The sequence below is a fragment of the Kitasatospora sp. NPDC059973 genome (genome assembly GCF_042737525.1).
In the GTDB taxonomy this organism is placed as follows: domain Bacteria; phylum Actinomycetota; class Actinomycetes; order Streptomycetales; family Streptomycetaceae; genus Kitasatospora.
In genome coordinates this window covers 13,737-30,209 of sequence record NZ_JBHWUI010000053.1, presented here as the reverse complement: position 1 = coordinate 30,209, position 16,473 = coordinate 13,737, and the positions used below count along the sequence as shown (strand labels likewise).

Annotated in this window: 10 protein-coding genes, 1 tRNA gene and 2 pseudogenes; 9 read left to right on the top strand and 4 right to left on the bottom strand. The window is 74.4% G+C overall.

The genetic code is table 11. The features are described from left to right. Positions 1 to 241: 241 nt before the first annotated feature. The 3 genes from ACFWA9_RS16850 to ACFWA9_RS16840 all read left to right on the top strand — a co-directional run bounded on the left by ACFWA9_RS16850 (position 242) and on the right by ACFWA9_RS16840 (position 4,982). Positions 242 to 2,629 (top strand): acetyl/propionyl/methylcrotonyl-CoA carboxylase subunit alpha, encoded by a 2,388-nt coding sequence (locus ACFWA9_RS16850; RefSeq protein ID WP_380387884.1) that lies wholly within the window; start codon positions 242 to 244, stop codon positions 2,627 to 2,629. After that, on the top strand, positions 2,626 to 3,612 hold the full coding sequence (locus tag ACFWA9_RS16845) for a hydroxymethylglutaryl-CoA lyase (RefSeq protein ID WP_380387881.1): 987 nt from the start codon (positions 2,626 to 2,628) through the stop codon (positions 3,610 to 3,612). The genes ACFWA9_RS16850 and ACFWA9_RS16845 overlap by 4 nt, the downstream gene beginning before the upstream one ends. Positions 3,613 to 3,791: 179 nt before the next feature. Continuing rightward, positions 3,792 to 4,982 carry an acyl-CoA dehydrogenase family protein gene (locus tag ACFWA9_RS16840; protein ID WP_329487752.1) on the top strand — a complete coding sequence of 397 codons (1,191 nt, stop codon included), beginning with the start codon at positions 3,792 to 3,794 and terminating at the stop codon, positions 4,980 to 4,982. Between the two features lie 318 nt (positions 4,983 to 5,300). Here the strand turns inward: ACFWA9_RS16840 and ACFWA9_RS16835 are convergent. After that, positions 5,301 to 5,735: pseudogene (locus tag ACFWA9_RS16835) on the bottom strand (universal stress protein); the annotation flags it as partial. A gap of 1,107 nt (positions 5,736 to 6,842) precedes the next feature. Between ACFWA9_RS16835 and ACFWA9_RS16830 the strand changes: the two are divergent. Further along, positions 6,843 to 7,754: an HAD family hydrolase gene (locus tag ACFWA9_RS16830; protein WP_380387878.1), complete on the top strand. Its 912-nt coding sequence runs from the start codon at positions 6,843 to 6,845 to the stop codon at positions 7,752 to 7,754. Positions 7,755 to 7,977: 223 nt separating this feature from the next. Here ACFWA9_RS16830 and ACFWA9_RS16825 read toward each other — a convergent pair whose 3' ends face one another. Beyond that, entirely contained in the window at positions 7,978 to 8,796 is an 819-nt protein-coding gene (locus tag ACFWA9_RS16825; RefSeq protein ID WP_380387875.1) for a GNAT family N-acetyltransferase, read from the bottom strand. Between the two features lie 1,182 nt (positions 8,797 to 9,978). On the opposite strand from ACFWA9_RS16825, the pseudogene ACFWA9_RS16820 reads away from it, so the two are divergent. The 5 genes and pseudogenes from ACFWA9_RS16820 to ACFWA9_RS16800 all read left to right on the top strand — a co-directional run. After that, a pseudogene (locus tag ACFWA9_RS16820) lies at positions 9,979 to 10,978 on the top strand (helix-turn-helix domain-containing protein); the annotation flags it as partial. 826 nt (positions 10,979 to 11,804) lie between these two features. Then, the gene (gene orn / locus ACFWA9_RS16815) at positions 11,805 to 12,407 is read left to right on the top strand and encodes an oligoribonuclease (RefSeq protein WP_380387874.1); all 603 of its coding nucleotides are present in this window, start codon (positions 11,805 to 11,807) and stop codon (positions 12,405 to 12,407) included. Between the two features lie 183 nt (positions 12,408 to 12,590). Beyond that, a tRNA-His gene (locus ACFWA9_RS16810) sits at positions 12,591 to 12,666 on the top strand. A 142-nt stretch (positions 12,667 to 12,808) separates the two neighbouring features. After that, positions 12,809 to 13,255: a DUF4442 domain-containing protein gene (locus ACFWA9_RS16805; RefSeq protein ID WP_329487756.1), complete on the top strand. Its 447-nt coding sequence runs from the start codon at positions 12,809 to 12,811 to the stop codon at positions 13,253 to 13,255. A 132-nt stretch (positions 13,256 to 13,387) separates the two neighbouring features. Then, positions 13,388 to 14,416, top strand: coding sequence for a hypothetical protein (locus ACFWA9_RS16800; protein ID WP_380387871.1), 1,029 nt, complete (start codon positions 13,388 to 13,390; stop codon positions 14,414 to 14,416). 140 nt (positions 14,417 to 14,556) lie between these two features. Here the strand turns inward: ACFWA9_RS16800 and ACFWA9_RS16795 are convergent, their stop codons facing one another. Next, positions 14,557 to 15,525, bottom strand: a complete 969-nt coding sequence (locus ACFWA9_RS16795) for a spermidine synthase (protein WP_380387869.1) — start codon at positions 15,523 to 15,525, stop codon at positions 14,557 to 14,559. 186 nt (positions 15,526 to 15,711) lie between these two features. Continuing rightward, on the bottom strand, positions 15,712 to 16,233 hold the full coding sequence (locus tag ACFWA9_RS16790) for a hypothetical protein (protein ID WP_380387866.1): 522 nt from the start codon (positions 16,231 to 16,233) through the stop codon (positions 15,712 to 15,714). Between the last annotated feature and the right edge of the window lie 240 nt (positions 16,234 to 16,473).

Sequence of the window (16,473 nt, the reverse complement as noted above, 5' to 3'; positions counted from 1 at the left end):
CGGACGAGCGGCCCTCCCGGGCCCAGCACACCCGCCAGACCCGAGCCGCCGGACCGCTCGACCCGCTCGTCGGCCAATTCGTCGGCCCGCTCGCCGGCCCGCGTGCCGCACCGGGCGTGCCGACCCGGGCCGGGCCCGGCCCGACGGCGGCCCACCCCGGCCGCGCACGACGCGTCGCTGCTGCTGCCGCCTCCCACCACCTCCTTCGCACGGCTCCCCTCGACCCGGAGGATCGCCTCCCATGTTCGACACAGTTCTGGTCGCCAACCGTGGCGAGATCGCCGTCCGGGTGATCCGCACCCTGCGGCGGCTCGGCGTGCGCTCCGTCGCCGTCTTCAGCGACGCGGACGCCGACGCACCGCACGTCCGCGAGGCCGATGTCGCGGTACGGCTCGGACCGGCCGACCGCAGTGACAGCTCGGCCACCGAGACGTACCTGCGGACCGACCAGATCCTCGCCGCGGCCCGCCGCACCGGTGCCCAGGCCGTTCACCCCGGCTACGGCTTCCTCGCCGAGAACTCCTCCTTCGCGCGCGCCTGCGCCGACGCGGGCCTGGTCTTCATCGGTCCTCCTCCCGCTGCGGTCGAGCTGATGGGTGACAAGATCAACGCCAAGGAGGCCGTACGGGCCGCCGGCGTACCGGTGGTCCCGGGCAGCGAGGCCACCGCGCCCACCGACGGGGAACTCGTCGCGGCCGCCGACGAGATCGGCTTCCCCGTGCTGCTCAAGCCGTCCGCCGGTGGCGGCGGCAAGGGCATGCGCCTGGTGCGGGACCGGGCCGAGCTGCCGACCGAGATCGCCGCCGCCCGGCGGGTCGCCCGCACCGCCTTCGGCGACGACACCCTGCTGCTGGAGCGGTGGGTCGACCGGCCGCGCCACATCGAGGTCCAGGTACTCGCCGACGCCCACGGCACCACCGTCCACCTCGGCGAGCGCGAGTGCAGCCTGCAGCGCCGCCACCAGAAGTTGATCGAAGAAGCACCCTCCGTTCTGCTCAATGCCGAGACCCGCGCCGCGATGGGCGCAGCCGCCGTCCGTGCCGCCGAGTCCTGCGGCTACACCGGGGCCGGCACCGTGGAGTTCATCGTCCCCGGCCTCGACCCGGACTCCCCCGTCCCCACCGAGGGGGTACGGGACTTCTTCTTCATGGAGATGAACACCCGCCTCCAGGTCGAACACCCCGTCACCGAACTCGCCGTCGCCGTCGGCGGCACCACCGACGGCTCCGCCGGAACGGGCGGCACCCAGCAGCGACGACTGGACCTGGTCGAGTGGCAGCTGCGGATCGCCTCGGGCGAGCGCCTCACCTTCACCCAGCCGGACATCTCCTTTCTGGGCCACGCCATCGAGGCCCGGATCTGTGCGGAGGACCCGGAGCGGGACTTCCTCCCCACCGGTGGACGCATCCTCGTCCTCGACGAGCCGCAGGGCGAAGGCATCAGGGTGGACTCGGGTGTCGCCCCGGGCACCGAGATCACCAGCTCCTACGACCCCATGCTCGCCAAGGTCATCGCGTACGGGCCCGACCGCCCGACCGCGCTGCGCCGGCTCCGCGCCGCGCTGGCCGACACCCGGATCCTGGGCGTGACGACCAACACGGGCTTCCTGCGGCGACTGCTCGCCCACCCCGATGTCGTCGCCGGCCGCCTCGACACCGGGCTGGTGGAGCAGACGGCGCAGCAGCAGCCCGCACTGCTCGCCTCGCCCTACGCTCCGGCCAACGCGGCCTCCACCGCTCCGACCGCCGACACCGGCGCCGCCGACGCAGACCCCGGCCGCTCCGACGAAGCCGCCGGGGGCACCGACCCCCGGCCCACTGAGGCTCCGACGCCCGCCCACCTCCTCTACTACGCGGCCGCGCTCGCGCGGCACCTGAGCCTCACTCCCACCGCCGACGGCGACGGCTGGACCGATCCCTTCTCCCTTCCCTCCGGCTGGCGCATCGGCGGCCAAGCGGCCTGGACCACCCATCGACTCCGCACCCCCGGCCAGGACCCGGTGTCGGTGAGCATCCGTCCGATCACTGTCGGCAACGTAGCCGAGGCCACTGACATTCCCCCGGGCGTCACCCGTGAGGTGGACATCCGGCTCGGCTCCGGACCGGTCCACCGGGCCCGGGCCGTCCGGTCGGGCGACCGGCTGCACCTCACCGCCGACGGACTCCAGACGACGTTCGCCCTGGCCGCCGACGGCGCCCCCGGCACGGCCACCGGCCCGGTGACCTGGCTCGGGATCGACGGCGACGCCTGGCCGGTGCACGGCTACGACCCGGTCGGCGAGAGCACCACCGCCGGCGCGGCCCACCACGGCGCCCTCACCGCCCCGATGCCCGGCACGGTCACCGTCGTGAAGACCACGGCCGGCGAGCTGGTCCGCAAGGGCCAACCGCTGCTCGTCCTGGAGGCCATGAAGATGGAACACGTGATCGCCGCCCCGCACGACGGCACCGTGAGCGAGCTGCGGGCCACCGCGGGAGCCACGGTGGCGATGGAGGAGCTGCTGGTCGTGGTCACCCCGGCCGAGGACGGACCGGGCGGGGAGGAACCGGGGAAGGGCGGACCGGCCTCCGCCGGATCGCCCGCGGACGGCCCGGCGCTCGGTGCGGTCGCCGCCGAGGTGCGGTCATGACCGCCGCCGCGCCCGAGCCCGACGCGCTCGACCTGGGCCTGCCCGCCGAGGTCCGCGACCGGGGCCTGCCCGAGGAGGTCCGGATCCACGAGGTCGGGCCGCGGGACGGCCTGCAGAACGAGAGCGCCCTCGTCCCCGTGGAGGTCAAGGCCGAGTTCATCGCCCGGCTCGCCGGCGCGGGCCTGCGCACGGTGGAGGCCACCAGCTTCGTCCACCCGAAGTGGGTGCCCCAGCTCGCCGACGCCGAGGAACTGGCGCCCCGGCTGGCCGGGTTGCCCGCGCGCCACCCCGGGCTGCGACTGCCTGTCCTGGTGCCCAACGAGCGCGGGCTGGACCGCGCGCTCGCCCACCACGCCACCGACATCGCGGTGTTCGCCAGCGCCACCGAGACCTTCGCCCGCCGCAACCTCAACCGCTCGGCGGACGAGGCGATGGCGATGTTCCGCCCGGTGGTGGAACGCGCCACCGGCGCCGGTGTCCGCGTGCGCGGCTACCTCTCGATGTGCTTCGGCGACCCGTGGGAGGGCCCGGTGCCGGCCGAGCAGGTGATCCGCTTCGGCGTGCGGCTGCTGGAGATGGGCTGCACCGAACTGAGCCTCGGCGACACCATCGGCGTCGCCACCCCGGGCCAGGTCACCGCGCTGCTGGACGGCTTCGGCCGGGCCGGAGTCCCGGTCGACAGGCTCGCGGTGCACTTCCACGACACCTACGGCCAGGCGCTCAGCAACACCCTGGCCGCCCTGCGCGGCGGCGTGACCACGGTCGACGCCTCGGCCGGCGGCCTGGGCGGCTGCCCGTACGCCAAGAGCGCCACCGGCAACCTCGCCACCGAGGACCTGGTCTGGATGCTGCACGGCCTCGGCATCCGGACCGGCGTCGACCTCCGCGCCCTCGTCTCCACCAGTGGCTGGATGGCGCGGCAACTCGGCCGGCCGAGCCCGTCGCGCACCGTCCAGGCGCTGCTCGGCGACGGCCGGGACTGACCGCCCCGCACGCTTCGAGACCCCGCGAGGACCCGCGTCGGCCGCGACCCGGTCCGGCCGGATCTCTCCGTACCACCCGACCCGCTCGACAGCCCGCATGTCCGTCACATCATCGGACCGACATGCGGTCATCCCGATCACGCCCGCGGCCACCCCGGCCGGGCCCCAGGAGGATCACCATGCTCGATCACCGGCTGAACAGCGAGTACGAGGAGCTGCGGCGCACCGTCGCCGAGTTCGCCCAGGACGTGGTCGCGCCGAAGATCGGCGAGTTCTACGAGCAGGGCGAGTTCCCCTACGAGATCGTCCGTGAGATGGGGCGGATGGGCCTCTTCGGCCTGCCGTTCTCCGAGGAGTACGGGGGCATGGGCGGCGACTACTTCGCGCTCTGCCTGGTCCTGGAGGAGCTCGCCCGGGTCGACTCCTCGGTGGCGATCACCCTGGAGGCCGCGGTCTCGCTCGGCGCGATGCCGATCTACCGCTTCGGGACGGAGGAGCAGAAGCGCGAGTGGCTGCCGCGGCTGACCTCCGGCGAGCTGCTCGGGGCGTTCGGCCTGACCGAGCCCGAGGGCGGCTCCGACGCCGGCGCGACCCGCACCACGGCGCGCTACGACGAGGCCACCGACGAGTGGGTCATCAACGGCACCAAGTGCTTCATCACCAACTCCGGTACCGAGATCACCGGCCTGGTCACCGTCACCGCGCTCACCGAACCGATCGCTCGTTCGAGTGAAGAGGGCGAATTCCCCTCGCCACGGCGGGAAATCTCTTCCATCATCGTGCCCACCGGAACCCCGGGGTTCCAGGTGTCCAAGAAGTACTCGAAGGTCGGGTGGAACGCATCCGACACCCGCGAATTGTCCTTTACCGACTGCCGCGTTCCCGCGGCCAACCTGCTGGGCGAGCGCGGCCGCGGCTACGCCCAGTTCCTGCGGATCCTCGACGAGGGCCGCATCGCGATCGCAGCCCTGGCCACCGGCCTGGCCCAGGGGTGCGTCGACCAGTCAGTCCTCTACGCCGGCCAGCGCCGGGCCTTCGGCCGTCCTATCGGCGCCAACCAGGCCATCCAGTTCAAGCTCGCCGACATGGAGATGCGCGCCCACACCTCCCGCCTGGCCTGGCGGGACGCCGCATCCCGGCTGCTGCACGGCGAACCGTTCAAGAAGGAGGCCGCGATCGCCAAGCTGTACTCGTCCGAGGCCGCCGTCGACAACGCCCGTGAGGCGACCCAGATCCACGGCGGGTACGGCTTCATGAACGAATTCCCGGTCGCGCGCTTCTGGCGTGACTCCAAGATCCTGGAGATCGGGGAGGGCACTTCGGAGGTGCAGCGCATGCTCATCGCCCGTGAGCTCGGCGTCACCTCCTGAGGCACCCGCACCAGCTCCGGGGCGCCGTCGGCGCCCTCGGCTCCCCGTCTCTCGGCTTGCCGGTGCACCGGCAGGCCGAGAGACGCCGCCGAGAGACGCTGCCGAGAGACACGAGAGACAGCGGGGCCCGGGCAGACCGCCCTGCCCTTCACGGCAGTCGTCAGAGATCCATGAACATCCGGCCCACTGGAGAGGAGGCACCCGAGGCACCGGACGAAAGCACAGCGGGCGGACGCGCCGACGACGGCGGAAGGCACCGTCACCGGGCACCCGGTGCGGAGCCGCCGGATCAGCGCTCCCCTCATAGCCGATGAACCGTCAGGGGATCACAATCACCGGACGGTTGGCGCGACGGGCCAGCCGACCGGAGACCGATCCGAAGATCTTGCCGAGCAGGCCGTGCGTGCTGCCGACGACGATCGCGTCCGCGGCGTACTCGCGGCCGACCTCCTCGATCTCATGGCAGATGTCGCCGCCCCGCTCGACCAGGATCCAGGGCACCCCGGCGAGGAAGTCCGCGCAGGCGAGCTCCAGACCGAGCACCTCGGTCCGGTGATCGGGAAGGTCGACGAAGACGGGAGGTTCGCAGCCCGCCCACACCGTGGCCGGCAGGCGATTGGCCACGTGCACGATCACCAGCCCGCACTTCGAGCGACGAGCCATGCCCACCGCATAGGCCAGGGCACGCTCGCTCGACAGCGAGCCGTCGAATCCCACCACCACGCCGTGCTGGAAGGCGGGGTCGCACGAGCCGCCGGGCTTCTGCTGCACCGCGGGTTCGCCGGCGGCGCTCGGCAGGCCGGAGCCTCCCGGGTGGTCGGCACCCGGCCCCAGGCGGCCCGTCATCGCGGACTCCGCCGGGTCGGGCCGGTGGTCGCCCCGCTGCTGGCGGGAGCCGGAGCGGCCCCGGCGCGCGATAGTGCGAAGCAGGCGGGAGAATCCCCGGATATCCACGGCGTCCGCGCCCACGTCAGGGTCCGCGCCGACTCCGGTCTGTGCACAACCACTGTCTCCCCCGGGCACTGCGCCCGCGCTGCGGACCGCATCCGGTTCAACCGGTCGGGAGGACTCAAAACCAGCCATGGCTCAAGGCTCTTCGAGGAAGATGGGCCGACAAGAGAGGACAACGCTGCCCTGGCAGCAGGCCCGCACGCGGGAAGACGTCGGTCTGCGCCGAGCACCACCGTTTGTGACCTGTTCCTTTCAGAGTACGACGGGCAGGAGACTCAGCCCAGCGGCAAAGCCTCGGAACGGCTTTGTTACCGCGAATGGAGGATGCGCCCGCCGCCGGCGATGCGCCCCCTGCCAGCGCGCGGTCGCGCCCCCTCCGGCAAAGGAGGGTCTCTGGAGCTTGACTGAGCGAACGGAGCGATGCAACAGGCCACCGGGACACCGTGACCGGACTGTCATTGATCGACAACGATCCGTCGCCGCCCGACACCGGCAACCGGCGTCGTAGGACGCCGAACGAGGCCGCCGCGGCCCACAACCCGTGCGCCGTGCCGCGCCCTCAGCGCCGTCTCCCGGCCGCCATCCCTCGGCCCACCGGACCGGGCCGCATCCGGGTCCACCCCCGCGCCGCGTCCGGATCGACGGCAGGGCAGGCCGTCCTCTGCCCGGCTCCGGGCCGTCTGCGTTCCACCGTCGGGCCGCTCCCGATGGGCGTCGCGCCGACCGGTCCGCCGCCGAACCGCTGTGGCCACCTCCACCTCCCCCACCCCGAGCAGCCGCCCCGCACTCCAACCCCGGCCCCATCCCTGCCACGCCTGCCGCTATCCGTTTCAGCCAATTCGCACGGGTTCGCGACGCTGCCTGGCATTTGCCACGTGCATACCCGCAGCCGCTGGCACCATGCACGACATGCCGCTGCTCCTGTTCGACCTCGACAACACGCTGCTCCCCAGGGACGCAGCCTTCCGAGCCTGGGCCCGGGACTTCCTGACCGAGCGAGGCCTCCCGCCGGACGACCTCGACTGGCTGGTCACCATCGACGGCGGCGGGTACGTGCCGCGCAGCACCGTACTGTCCGCGATCCAGCGCCGCTACGGCCTGGACGACTCTCTCGACTTCCTGCTCGCCCACTTCCGACGCGGCATCAACTCCCACATCCACTGCCCCTCCCGCAACATCGACGCGCTGCGGGCGGCGCGTGCGGCCGGGTGGACGCTCGGCATCGTCAGCAACGGCAACACCCGGCCGCAGTTGGAGAAGATCCGCCGGACCGGGCTGGGACCGATGGTCGACGGCTGGGTCATCTCGGAGGAGGCGGAGTGCGTGAAGCCGGACCCGTTGATCTTCGAGATCGCCGCGCAGCGGTGCGGCATCGCGCCCACCGGCGACTGGGCCTCGAACACCTGGATGGTCGGGGACCACGCCCCCGCCGACATCGCCGGCGCGGAGCTGACCGGGCTGCGCAGCGTCTGGCTGCACCACGGCCGCCCCTGGGCCGAGCCGGGCTACCGGCCGACGCTCAAGGCGGCCGGTCTGCCGGAGGCCGTCGGGCAGGTACTCGCCGCACGCAGCGCGCCGGGCGCCAGGCCCGGCATCCGGGCCGCCGAACCGGGCCACCGGCGGGCAGTGGGCACGGCCGCGATGGGGGGCAGCCGGCGGCTCCGGGGGCCCGCCGACGGGGCGGCGCCCGCAGCAGCGCTGTCCGGCGCGCGAACCGGCGCGCAGGCCCCGCTCTCCGCCCTGGACGGCCCGCGTGCGCCTGTTCCCGGGGGCCGCCCGGACAGCGGCGCTCCGGCCGCCGTGGCGGCCGTCCGTGTCTGAAACCGTTCAGCCGGAGTTGCCGCAATCACCCCTGGCCGACCTACCGCCGAGGAGCGTCCGGGGAACACCGGCCGGGTGAGTCGCCGGCCGGACGGACGGCCCGGGCCCGACTGCGCCCGGCGCCGGACCGCCCGACGACCGACGACCGACCGCGGCGACCGACCGACCGACCGACCCTGCTCGCCACCTTCACCTCGGCACGCGGGGCCGGGCACGCGGCCTGCTACGGCTGCGCGGGGGCCGACTCCGCGGGGGCCGACCTCGTCCACCAGTGGCTACGGCCCGCCACGGTGAAGCCGAGCTTGCGGTACAGCGGTTCACCGAGGGCGGTGGCGAGCAGGGTCGCCGGGCGGTCGGGGTCCGCGGCGGCCAGGGCCGTCTCCAGGACGGCGCGGGCCACGCCCCGGGAGCGGTGTTCGGGGAGCGTCGCGACCCAGTACACCCCGGTGGCGCGGCCGTCGTCGAAGGTCAGGCAGGCGCCGGCCAGTTCACCGGCGATCCTGGCCCGCCAGGCCCGGCAACCGGGCTCGTGCAGGAGGCGCTCGGGCAGCATCACACCCCGTATCCAGGGCTGGCGGTCCTCGATCGGGAAGCCGTCGACCACCGCGTGTTCGACCTCGGCGAAGGCGTCGGCGTTCAGCGCCTCATCGACCGTCAGGTCGCCGCCGACCCGGGCGCCCGTCGACGGCAGCGCGCCGAGCAAGGGTGCTTCGAGCGCGCCGGGCTCACGGACCATCACGGGCATCGCCCGGCCGTGCGCGCAACCGTGGCGCGACATGTCGAGTCCGAGGTAGGGGTCCTCCAGCGTGAGCCGGGTGGTGGACCACTCCTCCAGCAGGGCCGCCAGTTCGTCTTCCAGCACGGCTGGTTGGTCATAGGGACGGGTCACCACGATGCGGTGGGCGTCGTCCGGGGTCCGGGCGCAGCGGACCGCGGTGAACCCGGGACGGATGAGGTGCTGCCACCCGTGGGCGCGCGCTTGGGCGAGCCAGAAGGCGGCGGCGTTGTCGTTGGCCTGTTCGAGCCGGCTGAGGTTGTCCACGACAGGACGGTAGCGCGGGCGCCCGGCGTCCGATCCGCAGCCCTGGCACTGGCCGGATGGAGCCAGGGAGGCGCACACTTCGAGAGGCGTGCGCCCTCCCGTGCACCGCCTATTTTCGGTCAATCTCGCGCGACTCCCTCGCCCTTGGGCAAAGCCGCAGCCCAGACCCGCCGGCCGGGTACGCCGAAGCGGGGCACCCCAGGACCGGCCCCGCGACAACCAGCCACCGTTGCACCGGCCCCCTTCCCAGAAGGGTCGACGGGTGCCACGCTTCGTGATCGAATGCATCACGCCAAATTGCCATGTCGACATAGCGTCGGATGGTGAACTTGTCACAACGGCAACGGTCCACCCGATAGATTCGATCTTGGCCAGCAGTGCCGCACCACCACACCACACCACCGAGGGGGCTTGAGCGCCTTGAGCAGGGTGAGCAGGAGCGACGCGGGTCCTGACAGCGACCAGGCCGTGGCCGATATCGCGGGTCGGTCCGTGAGAGGCACCGGCGTTTCGGCCACCGCTGCCAACCCCCGTTCCGCCGGCACCTCCAGCGCCGCCCCATACGTCCCGTACGCCTCGGTGAACACTCCGGCCTCACCGGCCTCACACACCCCCTCCGCACCAGCGGGCTCCGGTCCAGGCACCTTCTCGGGCGCGCCGGAGCATGCCGGACGACCCGTCAGCCGACCCGTCGTCAGCCATGGCGGTCTCCAGGGCCAGGGGACGGCCGGGCATGCCGGCCCGTCGGTTCCCGGCCATCCTGGCGGTCACCCCGGAGCTCAGTCCGGCGCCCAGCCCGGCGGGCACCAGCTCGGCCGGGCGCTCGGCCATCCGGGCTCGGACGCGACGTTCCCGGCCTCCACCGGTCCGAGCGCCGCGACGACGCCCGCCGGGCTGCCCGGAGGCACCTTCGGCCAGGGTCCGAGCGGGCAGGGTTCGGGCGGCCACAGCCCCAACCTCCACGGCCCCCACAGCCACAGCCCCCACAGCCACAGCCCCGGCTCCCAGGGCCAGAGCGGCCAGAGCGGCCAGAGCGGCCAGAGCGGCCAGAACGCGAACGGCGGCGGCCCCAACGGCCAGGGCCAGAGCGGCCAGGGCGGCCACGGCGGCCAGGGCGTCAACGGCCACGGCGGCTACGGCGCCGGCGGCGGGTCCGGCCTGAACGGCCCCTCGGTCCCCCTGATGTCCGCCGCCCCCCGGAAGCTCTCGGGCCGGCGCCGGCGCGAGACCGTCGCGGTGCTGATCTTCGGCGGCGCCCCGATCTTCGAGAGCTCGATCCCGCTCTCCGTCTTCGGCGTCGACCGCCAGGACGCCGGAGTGCCCCGCTACCGCCTGCTGGTCTGCGCCGGCGAGGAGGGGCCGCTGGCCACGACCGGAGGCCTCACCCTCTCCGCTCCGTACGGGCTGGAGGCGCTCGCCCGGGCGGGCACCATCGTCGTCCCGGCCTGGCGCTCGATCTCGCAGCCGCCGCCGGTCGAGGCGATCACCGCCCTGCGCAAGGCCCACCACGAGGGCGCGCGGATCATCGGCCTCTGCACCGGCGCCTTCGTGCTCGCCGCCGCCGGCCTGCTGGACGGTCGCCCCGCGACCACCCACTGGATGTACGCGCCGACCCTGGCCAAGCGCTATCCCCGGGTCCACGTCGACCCGCGGGAGCTCTTCGTCGACGACGGTGACGTACTGACCTCGGCCGGCACCGCCGCCGGCATCGACCTCTGCCTGCACGTGGTGCGCAGCGACCACGGTGCCGAGGCCGCCAACGCGCTGGCCCGCCGGCTGGTGGTGCCCAGCCGCCGCAGCGGCGGAGGCCAGGCCCAGTACATCGATCAGTCTTTACCGGAGGAGATCGGCAACGACCCGCTCGCCGAGGTGGTCACCTGGGCGCTGGAGAACCTCAACCAGCAGTTCGACGTCGAGGTGCTGGCCGCGCGTGCCTACATGAGCCGGCGGACGTTCGACCGCCGGTTCCGCACGCTCACCGGCAGCGCCCCGCTGCAGTGGCTGATCACCCAGCGGGTGCTCCAGGCGCAGCGGCTGCTGGAGACGTCGGAGCTGTCGGTGGACGATGTCGCCCGCCGCTGCGGCTTCCGGTCGCCGGTGGCGCTGCGCGGGCACTTCCGGCGCCAGCTCGGGGTCTCGCCGGCCGCGTACCGGACCAGCTACCGGGCTCGTCGCCCCGGCTCGGCCTCGCCGACGCCGGCGCCGCTGCACGCCGGTGACCTCCGGGTGGCCGGTGCCGTGCCGGCGTCGGCCGCGGCCCATGCCGCGGCGGCCCTGGCGGCCGCCGCCACGGCGGCGGGCGGGGTGGTCCCCGGCCAGCACGGGCCGGCACCCGCACTGCCGTACGCCTCCGGCGGCCCGGGCCAGCACGGCTCGCTCGGGCAGCACGGCCAGCACGGCCAGCCGTCCGGGCAGGGGGTGCACGCTCGTGCCGCCCAGCCCTACCCGCATCCGCAGGCGGCCCACCAGCCGCACTCCGGCCAGCCGGGGACGGGGCGGGGCCCGGCGCGGCCGCCCCTGGTCCCGCCGCAGGCCGGTCCCGGGGCGGGCCGGCCGCCGCGCACGGCGGAGCACGCCGCGGCGGAGGACGGTCAGCCGCAGCCCGGCGCACGCGGTCAGGGGCAGGGGCACCGCAGCGCGGCCGAGCGACCGTCGGAGGACGGCTCCGGCGGCCGGGGGCACGGTGCGGCCACCGGCCGGGCGTCGGCGTCGGCCGCGCCGGCGACGCCGGAGGGTCGGGCCCGCCAGGCCCGCGGCCCCCAGGTCCGACCGCAGGGCGGCCGGGCCGCGAGCCCGGACGGGGCCCGTGAGCCGCGTGACCCCCGTCCCGCCCGGGACGGTCACCAGGCGCACCCGACCCACCCCGCCCACCAGGCCGGTACGGCCCGGGAGGCGCACGAGCCGGACGGCCACGGTCAGGACGCGCGCGGCTCCGAGTCCTGCGCCCCGGCACCCCGCTCGGCTCCTTCGGTGCCCGTGGCGCGTGATCGCGCCGTAGGGTGAGTGGCGTGAATGACCGTTTGGTATGGATCGACTGTGAAATGACAGGCCTCGACCTCGACCGGGACGCCCTGGTCGAGGTCGCGGCGCTGGTGACGGACTCCGAGCTGAACGTCCTCGGCGAGGGCGTCGACGTCATCATCCGCCCGCCCGCCGAGGCCCTGGCGAACATGCCCGAGGTGGTACGCACCATGCACACCTCCTCCGGGCTGCTCGACGAGCTGGAGCGGGGCGTCACGCTCGCCGAGGCCGAGGCACTCGTCCTCGCCTATGTGCGCGAGCACGCGCCGGAGGCCGGGCGGACGCCGCTGTGCGGGAACTCCGTGGCGACCGACCGCGGCTTCCTGTCCCGGGACATGCCGGCTCTGGAGGGGCACCTGCACTACCGGATCGTCGACGTCTCCTCGATCAAGGAGCTGGCCCGCCGCTGGTACCCGAGGGCGTACTACAACAGCCCGCAGAAGGGCGGCAGCCACCGGGCGCTCGCGGACATCCGCGAGAGCATCGACGAACTGCGGTACTACCGCGAGGCGGTGTTCGTCCCCCAGCCCGGCCCGGACACCGACACCGCGCGCGCGATCGCCGAGAAGTACCACGCCCCGACGGACTGACCCGTCCGCACCTCCGGGGCCGGACGCGAAGGCCGCCGCCGGCCCCGGGAGGGGTCCGCACCGGGCTGATGGAAAGGCCCGCACCGGGCTGATGGAAACCCTGGCGCGAGCACCCTTCCGGATCCTGTATTGTTCTTCCTGTCGGAACGGGAACGCGAAGAGCGGGAACGAGCCGGACAGATGGTGGGTGTAGCTCAGTTGGTAGAGCACCTGGTTGTGGTCCAGGTGGCCGCGGGTTCAAGTCCCGTCACTCACCCCAGAGCCTGAGGGGCCGATCTCTTCAAGAGATCGGCCCCTCAGGCGTTTTCGCGCTCCCGCGGCCTCCCGCCTCCTCCCGGTTCCCGTGGTTTCCCTTGCGGGAGGTCTGCCGCCAGAAGCTACCGACTAGTAACATTGCTGCCATGACCACACCTTCGATCGGCCAGCTCCTCGACTCGACCGTGCCGATGGCACGCACCCTCAAGCTGGAGTACCTGGAGACGACGCCGGAGCGTGCCGTCCTCCGGCTGCCGGACCAGCCCGAGTACCACAACCACGTCGGCGGCCCGCACGCCGGCGCGATGTTCACCCTCGCCGAGTCGGCGAGCGGCTGCATCGTGCTGGGCGCCTTCGGTGACCAGCTCTCCCGGGCCGTGCCGCTCGCGGTGAGCGCCGAGATCTCCTACAAGAAGCTGGCCATGGGCACGGTCACCGCCACCGCGGTGCTGGGCCGTCCGGCCGCGGACATCGTCGCCGAGCTCGACAAGGGCGAGCGGCCGGAGTTCCCCGTCACCGTCGAGATCACCCGTGCCGACGGCGCCGTGACCGGCATCATGACCGTCATCTGGACGCTGCGCCCCAACTCCTGATCCCCGCAGGAGCCCTGGCCCGGTCACCGGGTCCGCCGGCGGGACCGGCGAGCCGATGACACCTGGTCCGCGTGATGACTGTCCGTGACGACGCCCGTGACCTCACGGCCCGTTCGCTCGTTCTCAACTCACGTGCGAGCCAATCACGCGACCAAGGCCCCGGAACCCGTCCGACGCGCCGTCGGTGCCGCCCGGCGCCCCGGCGGCCGGTGGCTGCCCCGCCCGCGTGTCGTCGCCGCGGGCGGGGCGCTCCTCGCACAGCTCTGGGGCCTGGGAGCGGCCGGCGCCTACGCGGCGGCGGCCGGGCCGCTGCCGGAACCCGTCAGCCGCACCGTCGGCCGAACGCTGGACGGCGGCCCGGTCCTCGACGGGGGGTCAGCCGGGCACCCCGTGGACGCGGCCGGTCAGGGCGCGGCGCCGCACTCCCCCGGTCCGGTGCCGACCGGGCAGGCAGCCGCCCGCCGGCCCTCCGCCGATCAGCCGTCCGCCGACCTGGCACCCGCCGGACAGTCGGGCCCGGGCCGGGCGGCCCCCGGCCGGACGCCGCCCGGGCAGGCCGCGTCGCCCGGCGTCCTCGGCCGGCTCGCCGAACCGGCCACCGCGGCCGTGCCCGTGCCTGCTCTCAGCGCCGCAGCCGCACCCGTCGCCGGCCTGCTCCAGGACCGGATCAGAGCGGGCGACCTGCCGCTGCCCGGTCAGCGGGCCTCCGTCCCGGACGCCTTCGCGATCGCCTCCGGACTGCTCGCCGCCGCGCCGGTCCAGACCCGCTCCGCCGAGACCCGCGCCTCCCGGGACGCCGACACCGGCGAGCCGGCCGCCGAACCCGGTCGGACGGGGGGCGGCGGCGCTCCGGCCGGGCCGTCCGCCCCGACGGCCACCGGGTCGCACGGCTCCGCCGCTCCGCCGCCCGACCACGAGGCCGCAGACCGTCGGGCGCAGGCGGCGGGTCAGTCCGGGGCAGGCGGCGGCGAGAGTGCCCGGACCGCCGTCGCCGACCGGTCCGCGCCGCACGAGAGCCCGGCCGTGACCGGCACGGCCGCCGAGTTCACCGGGCACGGCCTCTCCGGCACCGGGACAGCCGTCCTGGCGCCCATCGCGGCCGGGTTGCTGCTCACCGGTGCCGCGATGTGCAAGCACCGGGGGCTGCCGCGCGGGCACTGAGCCGGCCCTTGCGCGCCCAGGCGCTGAGATGTGCAGGCGTCCAGGGCCTGCCTTCGGACTCCCGCCGACCACCCGGAGACGGGCGGGCGGGAGACGGGCGGGCGGGAGCCGGGCGGCGCAGGCCGGGCGCGCCCCGGCGTCTACCGGAAGACCTCCGGCGGCGGGGCCGGGGAGGGGGCGGCGGTGACGTCGGTGGCGGGCGCCGCACCGGCGGCGAAGTCGGCCAGCGCGCGGCCGTGTTCGACCCGGCCGAGGGCGGCGTCCGAGGCCACCTTGCGGCTCAGTTCGGCGATCGGGAGGGACGTGTGCGCGGCTGCCAGGATCAGGTTCCCGAACCGCTTCCCGCGCAGCACGGCGGGGTCCGCGACCAGGCAGAGCTCCGGGAAGACCGCACCGAGGGTGGCGATCTGCGAGCGGGCGAAGGACAGGGCCGACCCGTCGGCGATGTTCACGGCGTACCAGCCGCCCGGGGCGAGCGCGCGGGCGGCCAGTGCGGTGAACTCGACGGTGGTGCAGTGGGCCGGGACGCGGGCGCCGGAGAAGACGTCGGCGATCACCAGGTCGACGGTGCCCTCGGGGGTCCGCTCCAGGACGCTGCGGGCGTCCGCGCCGCGGACCTTGATCTGCCAGCCGCGTTCCAGCGGGAGTTCGGTCCGGACGAGCTCGGTGAGCGCGGTGTCGATCTCGGCGACCTGCTGGCGGGAGCGCGGGCGGGTGGCCGCCACGTAGCGGGCCAGGGTGAGGGCGCCGCCGCCGAGGTGCAGGACGGTGACCGGCCGGCCGGGCGGGGCGACCAGGTCGATCAGGTGGCCGAGCCGGCGCTGGTACTCGAAGCCCAGGTGGGTCGGGTCGGCGAGGTCGACCATCGACTGCGGGGCGCCGTCGATCAGCAGCGACCAGGCGGCGGAACGGTCGCGGTCCGGGCGGAGTTCGGCCAGCCCCGAGTCGACGGGACGGGTGAGCGCCCCCTGGGCGTGCGTGCGGCCGCCGGGGCCGGTAACCGCCGGCTGCGGCTCCGCCGACGTACGGCCCTTGTCGGTACGGCCCTTGTCGGTACGGGGCTTGTCCGTGCCGCGGCCGGCCCTGCTGCTTCGTCCCATACCGGCCATTATCGCCGTCGTGCCGAAGGTCTCCGCAGCTCAGCGAGGGACCGGCGGCAGGAGGAGAGGGGGTGGCCGGTCCGGAAGCGGTCCGGGTGGCCCCGCCCGACGACGGGCACGACGTGTCTCCGCGCCCTGGGCAGCATGGGCGGCACCGTTCGGTGCGGGCCTTCCGGGCGGGCCTCGGAACGGGTCTCAGAACGGTCCGAGGCCGCCGGCGGTCAGGGTGCAGGCGGCCTCGCAGAGCGCCGAACGCAGGACCCAGGGGTCGGTGGGGCGGGCGGTGAAGTCCGCTCCGACCGGTGGCATCACCCAGCGCGGATCGGTGGCGGGCAGGAGCAGGGCGCCGGCGGTACACGAGCTGCCGGGCAGGTGCCACGTCTCGGAGGTGCCGGCCGGGACGAAGAAGGAGACCGTGCTGCCGTTGCGGCTCTGCAGCGCCGCACCGCAGGCCCGGCGCAGCCGCAGGATGTCGACCGTCTCCAGGCCGTGCCGCAGCGCCACCGTGACGGTGTCGCAGCCGGTGACCACCACACCGCCCTCCGCGCCGAGCCGGCGGGCCGGCCCGCTGCCGCCGCCGCACGGGGCCCGGCCGCCCTCCAGGGGCCCGCGGCCCGGGCCGCGGTCGTCGGCCGCCTCGGGCAGCAGGGCGGGGGCGGCGGCCGCCAGCACCCCTCCGGCGACCAGGCGGTGGTACTGCGGTACTCCGATGGCCATCACGGGCTCTCCTGTCACCTCGTCCGATCGGAAGTGCCGCTGCTCCGGGGCGGGGGCCGCCACTGCGGGCGGTGGGCCTGGGCGACGACCGGGGCTTCCACGTAACAGGACAACGCCGGGGACACGGTCGAGGCCACGGGGCGCCTTACAGCAAGGCATGGCATTTCATGGCAGATCCAGGCAACAGCGCCCGGTTTGACCGCAATTGATAGCACATCATCTACAAACGCGCTGTGTCCA